A 13,057-nucleotide genomic window follows, 5' to 3' on the forward strand; every position below is an offset into this window, starting at 1 on the left:
TTGAATATCCCGGTGGGAAGGCCGGGACACCACGCGTCGAGAAGGCTTCGGCAGGCAAGCCGTCTCGTTGCCTGCCGGAGCCAGAATGCGAAGGTCTCAGTGAGACATCAGGACCGGAACGGTCATGCTGGCGAGGATCTCGCGCGTCGCGCCGCCGAAGAGGAACTCGCGCATGCGGCTGTGGCCGTAACCGCCCATCACCACCAGGTCGTGGCCCTGTTCGGAAACCGTGTTGAGCAACGTGTCGGCCACCCCGATCTGCGGGTTGGTGACCACGTTGACGGTCACGTTCAGGTCGTGGCGAGCGAGATAGGTCGCGATGTCCGCGCCCGGCTGGCCGGCAGAACCGGACCGCTTCTCGATGACCATGACCGTGATCTTGTCCGCATCCGCCAGCATGGGCAGGGCGGCGTGCACGGCGCGGCTGGCCGTCGGGCTGCCGTCCCAGCCGATCAGCACGTTCTTCGGGCCGGTCGTCTTGGCGCCGATATAGGGCACGACCAGAACCGGGGCGCCGCTCTCGAACAGGATGGTCTCGATGAGCAGGTCGCGCATCGGCTCGGAGGTCTCCGGATCATTCTGGCCGATCACGACCAGATCGGTCGGACGGCAGTGATAGAGTACGTTTTCCAGCGGTCCGCCGGTCAGCAGGTCGGCGCGGCGGCCTTCGAATTTCACGCCGGCAACCCGTGCCATTTCCTCGAAGGTGGCCTGGCTGGCCTTGGCCGCTGCAATGGCCTGTTCCTGCGCAGCTTGAATGTAGTCGATCGGCATGGGCGCGGCCGCAAAGGCCGGCGCCAGCGGCTCGAAGGCGAGCGCAAGGCCGGTCACATGGGCGTCGTGGAGCTCGGCCAGCGACAGGGCATATTTCGCAGCCGGCTGGTCGCCCTGAAGATCGATGACGGTGAGAATATCCTTGATGGGCATGGGATCCCTCCTTTTGGGGGCGCCGCACTCGACGGTCTGACCATTCAGGACCGGGCGGTGCCCTTATCCGTCAAAATACGGAACTGGCGTGGCCGTTCCTTGACAGGGATCAAATCCGGGCGCGCAGCGGCCCTCATCCGTGCAGACGAGGGCCGCTCCCTTTCACATGTCCTTCAGCAGATCCCGGGCGATGATCAGCCGCTGGATCTCGGACGTGCCTTCATAGATCGTGGTGATCCGGGCATCGCGGGCATAGCGCTCCAGCGGATAGTCCTTGATGTAGCCGGCGCCGCCATGAAGCTGCAGGGCGGTATAGGTCGCGCGCTGGGCGGTTTCCGACGCATAGAGCTTGGCCATCGACGCCTGGGTCGAGAAGGGCTTGCCGGCATCCTTGAGACCGGCCGCTTGCAGGATCAGAAGCCGCGAGGCTTCCAGCTCCGTCGCCCTGTCGGCCAGCATCCACTGGATGCCCTGCTGGGCGGCCAGAGGCTGACCGAACTGCTTGCGCTCGCTCACATAGGCGGTCGCCACGTCCATCGCCTTGAGGCCAATGCCAAGGGCCAGCGCCCCGATGCCGATGCGCCCGCCGGAGAGCTCCTTCACGGCAAAGCGGAACCCGTCATTCTCCTTGCCCATCAGGGCGGAGGCAGGCACCCGGCAGTCCTGGAAATGGACCTCGTTCGTGGCCGAGGCCGTCTGGCCCATCTTTTTCTCTTCCTTGCCGATCACGAGACCGGGCGTTCCGGCTTCGACCAGGAAGGTGGAAATGCCCTTGCCCTTGGGGGCGGACGGATCGGTGACCGCCCAGACGACGAAGACGCCGGCATATTCGGCCGAGGAGATGTAGAGCTTCGTGCCGTTGAGCACGTAGCTGTCTCCGTCCTTCACCGCCCGGCAACGCATGGAGGCCGCGTCCGATCCGGCATCGGCTTCCGTCAGACAGAAGCTGCCTGCGGCATAGGTGCCATCAGTCAGGCGGGGTAGGTGGGTCTGGCGCTGCTCTTCGGACCCGATGGCCTGAATGACCTCCGCGACCATGTTCGAGACTGAGACCGTGAGCGCGGTGGCCGCACAGGCCTTCGCGATTTCCGTGATCGCCAGGGCGAAGCCCGTGGCGCCGGCTTCCGTGCCGCCATAGTCGGCCGAGATGTTCAGGCCCATGAAGCCGTTTTCTGCCAGCAATTTCAGGTTGCTGAGGAAGGATTCGCGCTCCTCGCCCCGATCAAGGGCCGCCGCCACCGGCTCCAGTTGGTCCCGCGCAAGTTTTGCGGCGGTTTCGGCAATCAGCTGATTTTCTTCGCTAAGTTCGTGAAACATTGATCCTCCCAGACGAGCTTCAGCGCCTCTCCCGCTTAAGCTCCTGTTATAAAATACGGAATCTTCGAAAATAGGTAGGGGGTGTGGCAAAGGGGCGGCGAAATGATGCACCCCATTCGAACCTGTTTCAAAGCCATTCCAAAATAGCGCCTTGAAAAACTTGTCATATTCGCAAAGGATCGGGGCCAAATCCGCGCTGTGGGTATTTGTTCCGGGAGGAATTTGCTCGAATTGTGGCGGATTTGGGGATGGTTTGATCGCGACGGGCCCGATCTTCCTGCACCGAACCCCACCTGTTTCCGGCCCGTGGGAGGACGACATGTTCAAGGGTAACTTCCGCAGCAAGGCTGTTGTTGCAGCATCCGCCAGCGCGCTCGCGCTGATCTTCGCCACCGAGACCTTCGCGGCCGACGTCACCTGGAACGTCTCGCTGTGGGGCAAGCGCCGCGCCTTCACCGAGAACGTCGAAAAGCTGGCCGAGGAAGTCGCTGCCCGCACCGATGGCAAGTTCGAGCTCAAGCTTCAGTACGGCGAGGCCCTGTCCAAGTCGCGCGAGAACCTGGACGGCATTTCCTTCGGTGCGTTCGAAATGGCGCAGATCTGCGCCTCCTACCACCCGGACAAGAACCCGAGCCTGACCGTTCTGGAACTGCCGTTCCTGGGTGTCGAGGATCTGGAAACTGAAAGCCGCGTGGCCATGGAGCTCTACAAGCAGCCGGCCGTGGTTCAGGACATGGCGCGCTGGAACGCCACCCTGCTGATGCCGACCCCGATGCCGCAGTATAATTTCGCCGGCAAGGGTGACGCACCGACCAAGATCACCGACTTCGACGGCATGCGCGTGCGTGCGCTGGGCGGCATCGGCTCCCTGATGGAAGCCGTCGGCGCCGTTCCGACCTCCGTGACCGCCTCCGAGACCTTCCAGGCGATCGACAGCGGCACCGTGCGCGCGGCGAGCTTCGCTCCGCACGCCCACCTGTCCTTCAAGACCGTGGAAGCGTCCAACTGGTGGACCAAGAACCTGAACCCCGGCACCGTCCAGTGCCCGGTCGTCATGAGCACCGACGCCTACAATGCGCTGCCGGAAGAGTTCAAGACCGCGCTGAACGAAGCCGTTGCACCGGCGCTCGACCACTACATCAAAGTCTATGACGACACCTACGCCAAGTGGTGGAAGACCCTGGAAGAGCGCAACATCACCCAGATCGAATATTCCGCCGAGGAACTGGCTGCCTTTGCCGAAAAGGCCGGCCCGATCCATGACGCATGGGTGAAGGAACAGTCCGCAGCCGGCCTGCCGGCCCAGGAACTGCTCGACTTCGTCAAGGCCCAGATCAAGGGCTGAGACCATCCGGCCTGTCCGGATTTCAAACAAGACCCGGCTCCGGCGCCCTGTGGCGCCGGAACTCTTTCGAGGGCCGGAACTCTTTCGAGGGGACGACACACATCATGACCATGCGAGGCAATGCCGCGGCTTCAGGGCCGGGCAGGCCGGAAACCTACATCCGGTTTGACGGGGCGCTGGGCGTTCTGGAAAACATCTTCAATCTGATCGCGGCCGCCAGCATCCTCATCCTGATGCTCATGGCCGTTGTCCAGATCTTCGGCCGCCTGCTCTTCAACATGCCGGTTCCGGGCTTCATCGACATCACCGAACAGGCGATGGCGATCTTCGCCTTTGCCGGTGTGGCCTATTGCCAGCGCGTCGGAGGCCACATCCGCATGGAGATCCTGCTCGGCAGGATCACCGGCCGTCCGCTCTGGATTGCCGAGACCATCGGCACGCTGGTTCTGGCCTTCGTGGTCTTCATGCTGATCTGGGGCTCCTGGTATCACTTCGACCGGTCCTGGACGATCGGCGACAGCACCATGGACATCCGTCTCCCGACCTGGCCGTCCAAGCTGATGGTCCCGGTTGCCCTCGGCCTGCTCTTCCTGCGTCTCATGCTCCAGACCTACGGCTATTTGCGCCTCGTGGTCGACCCGTCGCGCCAGCCGGTCGCCGTCCCCGTCATCGAGGACGTCACCGCCCACGCCCAGCATGAAATCGAAGACGCATTCGGCGATGACGCCATCGCGGGAGAGACCAAATGACCCCGTTCGACGTAGGCCTCATGATGACGGGCATTCTGCTCGTCCTCGTTCTCATCGGCGTGCGCGTTGCCTTTGCCGCCGCCTTCACCGGCCTTGTGGGCCTGATCATCCACTTCTCCCTGCTTCAGGGTTTTGATCGCGGGTTCTTCACCGCGCTCAAGATGGCGGGCACCATCCCCCATTCGAAGTCGGTGACCTATTCGCTCTCCGTGCTGCCGACCTTCATCCTGATCGGCTTCCTGGCCTTCTACGCCGGCTTCACCAAGCAGCTCTTCGAAGCCTCCAAGCGCTGGCTGGGCTGGATGCCGGGCGGCATGGCCGTGGGCACGGTCTTTGCGACCGCAGGTTTCGCCGCCGTGTCGGGTGCCTCCGTGGCAACGGCGGCCGTCTTCGCCCGCGTGGCGATCCCGGAAATGCTGGCCGCCGGCTATTCCAAGCGCATGTCGGCTGCCGTGGTTGCGGCAGGTGGCACGCTGGCCTCCCTGATCCCGCCCTCCGCCATTCTGGTGATCTACGCCATTCTGGTGGAGCAGTCGGTCGGCAAGCTGCTGATCGCCGGCTTCCTGCCGGGTGTCTTCTCGGCCGCCATCTACATCGCGATAATCGTCGGCATTTCCGCCTGGCGCGGTGACGCGCCCCCGATCCGCGGCTTCACTTGGAAGCAGCGCTTCGAGTCCATCCCGGGCACCCTGCCGATCATCGCCGTGGTGGCGATCATCTTCTGCTCCTTCTTCTTCGGTCTGGCCACCCCGACCGAAGCCGGCTCCCTCGGCGCGTTCATCGTGCTGATCGTGGCACTCGCCAAGGGCATGAAGGTCAAGCAGCTGGGTCAGGCCCTGCATGAGTCCGCCAAGCTGACGGTGATGATCTTCACCCTCATCTGGGGCGTGCTGGTCTATGTCCGCTTCCTGGGCTTTGCCGGTCTGCCGGATGCCTTCGAGGCCTTCATCGTCTCCCTGCACTTCTCGCCCTGGACCACGCTCGTGCTCATCCTCTGCGCCTACGCGGTGCTGGGCATGTTCATGGATGCCATCGGCATGCTGATCCTCACCCTGCCGGTGGTCTATCCGGCGGTGATGGCCCTCAACGGCGGCGAAGGTGTCTCTGCCGCCGACAGCGCCTTCGGCATGTCCGGCGAGGCCTGCGCGATCTGGTTCGGCATCCTGGTGGTGAAGATGGCGGAACTCTGCCTGATCACCCCGCCGATCGGCCTCAACTGCTTCGTGGTGTCCGGCGTTCGCCCCGACATTCCGGTGCAGGAAGTCTTCCGTGGCTGCATTCCGTTCTTCGTGGCGGACGTGCTGACCATCGGCGGCCTGCTGGCCTTCCCGGCGATCATCACCATCCTGCCGGAACTCATGGCCTGACGGCCTGCCGACGTTACGAAAATACGAAAGCCGCCGGGTCTTCCCGGCGGCTTTTTTCATGAAACAGCGAGACGTTCGCAGGAAAATGTCACGGGCCGCTGATGGCTCCCCCGCGACGATGGCTGAGAGTATCTCGTGTGGGACGGATCGAGAGGATCGAAATATTGGAGATGAAACCTTTTTCCGGGCCTGTCTGGAGGCTGCTCGCGCAGGCACTCGTCGCCACACCCACTGCGCCGGCGCACGCGCCTGTCGGACGATTTCATCACTCCGGACAGGTCGCAGCCTATGCGTCACTTTCGGCGGAGGGCACGGTGGTCGCCATCAAGCGCTACCTCTCCGATGGCGTGCAGCGCGTGCTGGTTCCCATGTGGCTGGAGGCGGACCGGGTCGCGGATTGTCGTGGGGAGGCCGGGGCTTCGGTTGTCTGGCAAGACCTGCATGCCGCGGGTGAGGTCTCGCCCACCTGGGTCTATTCGGATCGGGCGCGCGGGGCCGGCGCTCAGGCCATGCTCTATTCCTCGCGGTCGCGCCCCGATCTCTCGCATGTGGTTGTTTTTGAGCCCGAGTGCCTGCGTCTTGTGGGGCCGGTCACAGACTTCATTCCGCCTGAAACCTGAATCGGGGCCGGTGTCCCGTTCCTGGCGGTCTCAGTCGATTCAGAACAGGCTGCCCTGCTTTGCCGGGGGCGTGCTCTTCTTTGCCTTGGGGGCGGGTCTGGGAGCCGGAGCCTCGCCGCCCACGGCCACCGCGTTCAGCACGCCCTCGGCCATCTCGATGGACAGGGTCGCACCGGAGGCAACATCCGCAGGCGAGCGGACCGGCTGGCCCTTGTCGTCGCGCACCAGCGCATAGCCACGTGCCAGAACATCCTTGTAGGACAGGGATTTCAGCAGCTTCTCCAGTGTGAAGAGCCCGTCCCGGCGCTTGGCGAGCCCCAGGCCATAGGCCCGCTCCAGTCGCTCGCTCAGGCCGTTCAGGCGCTCCGTTCCGAGCACGATCTGCTGTCCAAGCCGGTGGGGCGTAAGCCGGTTGGCCTGTGCCGCGAAGCCCTGGCGTTTCTGCGCCACCGCCACGCCGAGCGCCCGGTGCTGGCGCTCGCCGAGCTGGGTCAGGCGCAGGCGTGCCTCCTGCGTGGAGCGGGCGAGCAGATGGGGCGACAGCCGCGCGCCCGTGCCCTGGAAGGCGGAGCGATGGCTGCGGGTGTTGACGGTCAGCGCATGTTCCAGCCGCCCGGCTGCCGTGTCGAAACGCTGCCGGGGCAGGGCAAGCAGCTCGTGCGGAGCGGGCAGGGCGGCACCGGCCGCGCGCAGCTCGGTTCGGCGGGTGGTCACCAGCCGCTGCAGGCCGGAGGACAGGCGGCGCGACAGGTCGTCGACCATCGACATCAGATCCGCCTTCACGGGGACGGCGATTTCCGCCGCACCGGTCGGGGTGGGCGCGCGCAGGTCGGCGACCAGGTCGATCAGCGTCCAGTCGGTCTCATGGCCGACCGCCGAAATCAGCGGGATGTCGCTGGCGGCAGCCGCGCGCACCACCACTTCCTCGTTGAAGCCCCAGAGATCCTCGATGCTGCCGCCGCCGCGCGCGACGATGATCACGTCCGGACGGGGAATGGGGCCACCCGGCTGCAGCGCGTTGAAGCCCCGGATGCCGTTGGCGACCTCGGCTGCGCAGGTCTCGCCCTGAACGCGCACGGGCCAGACCAGAACATGCAGCGGGAAACGGTCGGAGATGCGGTGCAGGATGTCGCGGATCACGGCACCGGTGGGCGAGGTCACCACCCCGATGACCCGGGGAAGCGAGGGCAGGGGGCGCTTGCGTTCTGGCGCGAAGAGCCCCTCTTCGCCCAGACGCCGCTTGCGCTCTTCCAGCAGGGCCATGAGAGCCCCGGCTCCCGCCGGCTCCAGAGCATCGATCACCATCTGATACTTCGACTGACCCGGGAAGGTGGTGATCTTCCCCGTGGCGATGACCTCCAGCCCCTGCTCGGGACGGATCTTCAGCTTGGCTGCGTTGCCCTTCCAGATGACGCCGGAGAGGACGGAGCGGTCGTCCTTGAGGTCCAGATAGATGTGCCCCGAACCGGGCCGCGAGATGCGCCCCAGTTCGCCGCGCACCCGCACATAACCGAAGGCGTCTTCCATCGTCTTCTTGATCGAGAAGGAAATCTCGGAGACGGAAAACTCGGCGACGTTGGAAGCGGATTCGGCCACGGGTTGCTCGTCCTGGTTCGAAGGGAAGACCAAGGGTGGGGTCCAGCCGCGGTGGGGTCAAGCGGCGAGGGGGCGGCGCGCGCTCTAATCCAGACCTTAATGCGCGCGGGGAAAGATCGGTCGGTTGCGATCTTAATCCCAAGGTCGGTGTGGCGAGGGCATTGAAAAATCAGGCCGGGATTGCATAACCTGCGCCCATGGAACGATATGACCACAAGATGCAACGGCTCTTCCTGCGCCACATCCTCGCCTCTGGCGCCGCCATAGAGGCCGACCGGACCCAGGCCAATTATCTGATCAACGTCCTGCGCATGTCGGACGGCGATCAGGTGCTCGTATTCAACGGCAAGGATGGCGAGTGGCTGGCGCGACTGCGCGTCGAAGGCCGCCGTGCCTGCACCATCGAGCTGGTGGAACAGGTACGGCCGCAGACCGTCCCCGCCGACATCCATTATCTCTTCGCGCCTCTGAAACACGCCCGCCTCGACTACATGGTGCAGAAGGCGGTGGAAATGGGAGCCTCGGCCCTGCGGCCGGTCATGACCCAGCACACCCAGGCGAGCCGGGTCAATCTGGAGCGCATGGAAGCCAACGTGATCGAGGCGGCCGAGCAATGCGGCATCATTTCCGTGCCGGACGTTCTGGAGCCCCGCTCGCTGAAGGAGCTGCTTTCAGGATGGCAGATGGCTGATCCTGCCCGCCGCCTTCTCTTCTGCGACGAGGCGGCTGAAACCAGCAATCCCCTGCCGGCACTGGCCAGGCTGGCAGAGCAGGGGCCTCAACCCTATGCGCTCCTCATCGGGCCGGAGGGCGGCTTCTCGGACGAGGAACGCGCGCTGCTTCGGGCTCAACCTTTCGTGACCGTCATCCCGCTGGGCCCGCGCATCCTGCGGGCAGACACCGCGGCAGTGGCCGCTCTCGCAGTGATTCAGGCCACTTTGGGCGACTGGGGCCCGACGGTCTGAGTATCGGTTTTTTGCGTCCCGCGCGGCTTGCTTTACGGACCTTACAGTCCTAAATGCGACGGGCTGGCGCGCTACGACGGACAGGCCAGCAGTCTGGGGCCTCTCCCGCCGGATATCCGGACGGCGAGATGACATGTCCGGTTTTGATCAGGGGAGACCTTCATGGCTCGCGATACCGTTGATTCCACGCCGCTCGGCACGGTTGCCGATCTGGCTGCGGTGATGGAGGCCGGCTGCAAGCCGAAGGAGCGTTTCCGCATTGGCACGGAGCACGAGAAGTTCGGGTTCCGCCTGAGCGATCACACTCCGATCCCCTACGAGGGCCCCCAGGGCATCGAAGCCGTGCTGACCGGCATGGAAAAGCTGCTGGGCTGGGAACGCATCGACGACAACGGCCGGATCATCGGTCTGGCCGACACGGTCGGCGGAGGCGCCATTTCCATCGAACCGGGCGGACAGTTCGAGCTCTCCGGTGCCCCGCTGGAAAACCTGCACCAGACCTGTCGCGAGACCCATTCCCATCTGGATCAAGTGCGCACCGTGGCCGAGCCCCTGGGCATCGGCTTCCTGGGCGCGGGCATGACGCCCACCTGGACCCGGGACGAGGTGCCGCACATGCCCAAGTCCCGCTATGACATCATGCGGCGCTACATGCCGAAGGTCGGCAAGTACGGCCTCGACATGATGCACCGCACCTCCACCATTCAGGTGAACCTCGACTTCGAGAGCGAGGCGGACATGGTGCGCAAGATGCGGATCAGCCTGGCGCTTCAGCCGATCGCGACCGCCATCTTCGCCAACTCGCCCTTCACCGACGGCAAGGTGAACGGCTACAAGTCCTTCCGTGCCGAGGTCTGGAACGACCTGGATGCGGACCGGACTGGCAACCTTCCCTTCGCCTTCGAGGACGGGTTCGGCTTCGAGCGCTACGTGGAGTGGGCCCTCGATGTGCCCATGTATTTCGTCAAGCGCGGCCCAACCTATTACGAGGCGACCGACGTCACCTTCCGCCAGTTCATGAACGGCGCGCTGAACGGCCGGGTGCCGGATGCGGTGCCGAACCTGGGCGACTGGAACAACCATCTGTCCACCCTCTTCCCGGATGTGCGCCTGAAGACCTTCCTCGAGATGCGCGGCGCCGATGGCGGCCCCTGGACGCGGATCTGCGCCCTGCCGGCCTTCTGGGTCGGGCTGCTCTATGACGAAACGGCCATGGATGCGGCCTGGGAACTGGTCAAGGACTGGACCCAGGAAGAGCGCGACGCTCTGCGCCGGGATGTTCCGCGCCTGGCGCTCGACACGCCGTTCCGCTCGGCCAAGGTGCTGGACATCGCGCGCGAGGCCGTGCGCATCTCCAAGCAGGGGCTCAAGCGCCGCAACCGCCTGAGCACCGGTGGTCTCGACGAAAGCGTCCATCTGGCCGCCATCGAGGAGAACCTCGCTGCCGGACAGTGCCCGGCCGATGTGCTGCTGCAGCGCTACAACGGCGGCTGGGACGGCGATCTGTCGCGCATCTACACGGACTACGCCTACTGAGCGGAAAAAGTCCCGCCAAAAGCGGGATTTGACCTTCGCCCGGATTAAGCGGATCATGGGGGAACGACCGTGATTTGCGAGGCGCTCATGAAGGACAATCCGTTGGTTCCGTTTGCATTTGATCCGACGGAGCTTGTCCGCGAGGCCCAGGCGCGCTTCGGCTGGAGCGAGACCGATCTCGGCAATGCCATGACCGCGCTCATGGGCGCGGCCACTTCCGGCATGAAGGTGCTGGCCGGTGTCTCGCCCATGACGGCCCCAGCGGCTCTGGGATTGCCCGGCGGTGCGTCCAACCCCTTGTCCATGTTCATGTCTTCGGCCGCTGTGGCCGACGACGCCCCCTATCTGGCCATGGTCTATGGTCCCAAGCCCGTGCGTGAGGCCGTGGCCCTGCAGATCGCCTCGATCACCGGGCTGCAGCGCGAGGCGATCATGGACATGATGCCTGTCGCCGCGACGCTTGCGCTCGGCCAGATCGCCCGTCCCTATGTGCCCGAGGATGCAAGGGAGCTGCTTGACGCCTTCATGCGCGGCTATGCCCGCGGGCGCCCGAAGCCCGTGCCCAGCCCTGCAGACTATTTCCAGGGCTATGCGCAGGCGATGCAGTCCTTCTGGACCGGCTTCCTGAAACCCTTCGGCGGCACGGGACCCGGTGCCGAGGCTGACGATGCGCTGGATCCCCACGTCAGCGCCCATCAGATGGAAGACGATTTCGAGGACGACCTTCCGCCGGATGACGCGCCCGAAGACACCCCCGAAGAGGTGATGCCCGCCGAGGCGCCTGCCGGGTTCGAGGCCATGGTGAGCGACTGGATGAGCCGCAGCCGCGAGATGCAGGTGTCCCAGTTCCGGGCCTTCGACAGTCTCTTCGAGCGGGCGCGCCGCGACATGGATACGGTCGCCAAGGGAAAATAGACGCTTCTCACCCTTCTCCTGCCAAGAAAGACGCGGTGGGGAAGTCCAGATCAGGACATGAAAAAAGGGCCCGTTCGCAAGAACGGGCCCAAGTCATTTGGGGTATCGGCATCAAGGGGTTGGTGCCGGGATGGCCGCTGGGTGTCAGGCGGCCAGGCTGCTCTCCGAGGTCTGCGAGGGTGCCGCAGAAGACTGAGAGAAGGGGGAGATGACGGAGGACATGAGGTCGCTCACCGTCAGGGCCGCGCCGGAGGTCACCCGGCGGGCAGGGAGGCTGGAAACGCTCAGGCGCTCTTCGGCGCGCGCGCTCAGGAGCGGAGCCGGATCAGCGAGAAGGGAGCGGCCGAGGGCGCGTCGAACGTCCCCCCGGGTCAGACCGATGTCCTCGAGCTGGGCATCGCTCAGGTCATAGAGGCGGGCCGCCTGACGGCGGTTCTTGAACACGCGCAGCTGGCGCCGGGCGCCGGAAACGAGCAGGGTGAATGGATTTGTCATTGCGCGATAGAACATGGCCACAGGCCTCCATGGGGTCGGGGGCTCCACGCCGCGACCGATCGATGAACAGGGTCTGGAAGAAGGTTTCTCGAGGGGCGCTTTTCGAGCTCTGGGCCGACTATCTGTCAGCCTTAGTTATTACTCAAACGAATGTTTTTTATGGGAATGATCGATTTCTGTTACCTGAAAGCAAGCTGTTGGAATGGCTGCGGAAATGATGCGTATCTCTCGGATCTGCCGAGGAAAATGTCATGAATGCGACATAATTCATCTCCTCGACTTATGGAAAAGCTGTTATTGATCGGCGAAATGAATGAGAGGTCTCATGCTCGATCTGGACCAGCTTCGCACCTTCGTGGCCATTGCCGAGAACGGCAGCTTCACCCGGGCCGCCGAGGCCGTCTACAAGACCCAGTCCGCCGTCTCCATGCAGATGCGCCGGCTGGAGGAGCGGATCGGACGCTCCCTGTTCTTTCGGGACGGCCGCATGTCCCGCCTGACCGAAGACGGCGAGCGCCTTCTCCACTATGCCCGGCGGCTGGTTCAGCTCAACGACGAGACCCTTGCGGCCTTCGACGATTCCGAAGTGGCCGGCTTCGTCCGCCTGGGCACACCGGACGACTATGCCGACCGCTTCCTGCCGGAGATCCTGGCGCGGTTCTCGCGCACCCATCCCAAGGCCGAGGTCAACGTTGTCTGTGCGCCCACGCCCAATCTCTCGGAGCTGATCCGCACCAACGAGCTGGATGTGGCCATCGTCACGCACGTGCCGAAATTCTCCCAGCAGGGCTCCGAGGCGATCCGTCGTGAACCGCTGCTTTGGGTGGTCTCGGCCCGCCATGCGACGGAAAACGAGAACCCTTTGCCGCTGGCGCTGGGGCGGCCCACCTGCGACTGGCGCAAGGCAGCCCTTGCGGCCCTGGCAGCATCAGGGCGGGAAAGCCGGCTGCTCTATTCCAGCTGGAACTCCACCGCCGTGGGCGCGGCCGTGCTCGCCGGGCTGGCGATTTCCGTGCTTCCCGAAAGTGCGCTCAGGTCCGGCATGCGCGTGCTGACCGAGGCGGAAGGCTTCCCGAAGCTGCCCGACTGCGAGATCGGTCTTCTGCGGTCCTGGCGCCAGAACGGCCGGGTCACCGAGGCGCTGGTGGAGCATATCATCTCCTCGCTCGACAACCTGTCCGTGGCACAGCTCGCTGCCCAGTGAGGTCATCGTGTGAGGTCATCG

Annotated in this window: 12 protein-coding genes; 8 read left to right on the plus strand and 4 right to left on the minus strand. The window is 64.6% G+C overall.

The annotated features are described in order from the left end of the window. Positions 1 to 96: 96 nt before the first annotated feature. Entirely contained in the window at positions 97 to 927 is an 831-nt protein-coding gene (locus tag FR728_RS01510) for a universal stress protein (RefSeq protein WP_149890896.1), read from the minus strand. 162 nt (positions 928 to 1,089) lie between these two features. Then, positions 1,090 to 2,244 carry an acyl-CoA dehydrogenase family protein gene (locus tag FR728_RS01515; RefSeq protein ID WP_149890897.1) on the minus strand — a complete coding sequence of 385 codons (1,155 nt, stop codon included), beginning with the start codon at positions 2,242 to 2,244 and terminating at the stop codon, positions 1,090 to 1,092. Between the two features lie 319 nt (positions 2,245 to 2,563). On the opposite strand from FR728_RS01515, the gene FR728_RS01520 reads away from it, so the two are divergent. From FR728_RS01520 to FR728_RS01535, 4 genes are all read left to right on the plus strand, one after another. Then, on the plus strand, positions 2,564 to 3,589 hold the full coding sequence (locus FR728_RS01520; RefSeq protein ID WP_149890898.1) for a C4-dicarboxylate TRAP transporter substrate-binding protein: 1,026 nt from the start codon (positions 2,564 to 2,566) through the stop codon (positions 3,587 to 3,589). A 104-nt stretch (positions 3,590 to 3,693) separates the two neighbouring features. Further along, positions 3,694 to 4,338, plus strand: coding sequence for a TRAP transporter small permease subunit (locus tag FR728_RS01525; RefSeq protein WP_208998611.1), 645 nt, complete (start codon positions 3,694 to 3,696; stop codon positions 4,336 to 4,338). Continuing rightward, complete coding sequence (locus FR728_RS01530) at positions 4,335 to 5,705, plus strand: TRAP transporter large permease (protein WP_149890899.1); 1,371 nt, start codon at positions 4,335 to 4,337, stop codon at positions 5,703 to 5,705. Before FR728_RS01525 ends, FR728_RS01530 begins: the two co-directional genes overlap by 4 nt. A gap of 170 nt (positions 5,706 to 5,875) precedes the next feature. Beyond that, positions 5,876 to 6,325, plus strand: a complete 450-nt coding sequence (locus FR728_RS01535) for an RES family NAD+ phosphorylase (protein ID WP_149890900.1) — start codon at positions 5,876 to 5,878, stop codon at positions 6,323 to 6,325. Positions 6,326 to 6,364: 39 nt separating this feature from the next. Here the strand turns inward: FR728_RS01535 and xseA are convergent, their stop codons facing one another. Further along, positions 6,365 to 7,921 (minus strand): exodeoxyribonuclease VII large subunit, encoded by a 1,557-nt coding sequence (gene xseA, locus FR728_RS01540; protein WP_149890901.1) that lies wholly within the window; start codon positions 7,919 to 7,921, stop codon positions 6,365 to 6,367. 197 nt (positions 7,922 to 8,118) lie between these two features. On the opposite strand from xseA, the gene FR728_RS01545 reads away from it, so the two are divergent. The 3 genes from FR728_RS01545 (at position 8,119) to FR728_RS01555 (ending at position 11,337) form a co-directional block, all read left to right on the plus strand. Then, a complete protein-coding gene (locus FR728_RS01545) occupies positions 8,119 to 8,886 on the plus strand; it encodes a 16S rRNA (uracil(1498)-N(3))-methyltransferase (RefSeq protein WP_149890902.1) in 768 nt (255 codons plus the stop codon). Positions 8,887 to 9,048: 162 nt separating this feature from the next. Continuing rightward, positions 9,049 to 10,422 carry a glutamate--cysteine ligase gene (locus tag FR728_RS01550; RefSeq protein WP_149890903.1) on the plus strand — a complete coding sequence of 458 codons (1,374 nt, stop codon included), beginning with the start codon at positions 9,049 to 9,051 and terminating at the stop codon, positions 10,420 to 10,422. A 102-nt stretch (positions 10,423 to 10,524) separates the two neighbouring features. Next, positions 10,525 to 11,337, plus strand: coding sequence for a hypothetical protein (locus tag FR728_RS01555; protein WP_208998612.1), 813 nt, complete (start codon positions 10,525 to 10,527; stop codon positions 11,335 to 11,337). Positions 11,338 to 11,481: 144 nt separating this feature from the next. Here FR728_RS01555 and FR728_RS01560 read toward each other — a convergent pair whose 3' ends face one another. After that, complete coding sequence (locus FR728_RS01560; RefSeq protein WP_149890905.1) at positions 11,482 to 11,847, minus strand: DUF1127 domain-containing protein; 366 nt, start codon at positions 11,845 to 11,847, stop codon at positions 11,482 to 11,484. Between the two features lie 310 nt (positions 11,848 to 12,157). Between FR728_RS01560 and FR728_RS01565 the strand changes: the two genes are divergently transcribed. Continuing rightward, positions 12,158 to 13,036, plus strand: coding sequence for a LysR substrate-binding domain-containing protein (locus FR728_RS01565; RefSeq protein WP_149890906.1), 879 nt, complete (start codon positions 12,158 to 12,160; stop codon positions 13,034 to 13,036). The last annotated feature ends 21 nt before the right edge of the window (positions 13,037 to 13,057 follow it).

This window comes from Roseibium aestuarii, assembly GCF_008477545.1.
GTDB lineage: Bacteria > Pseudomonadota > Alphaproteobacteria > Rhizobiales > Stappiaceae > Roseibium > Roseibium aestuarii.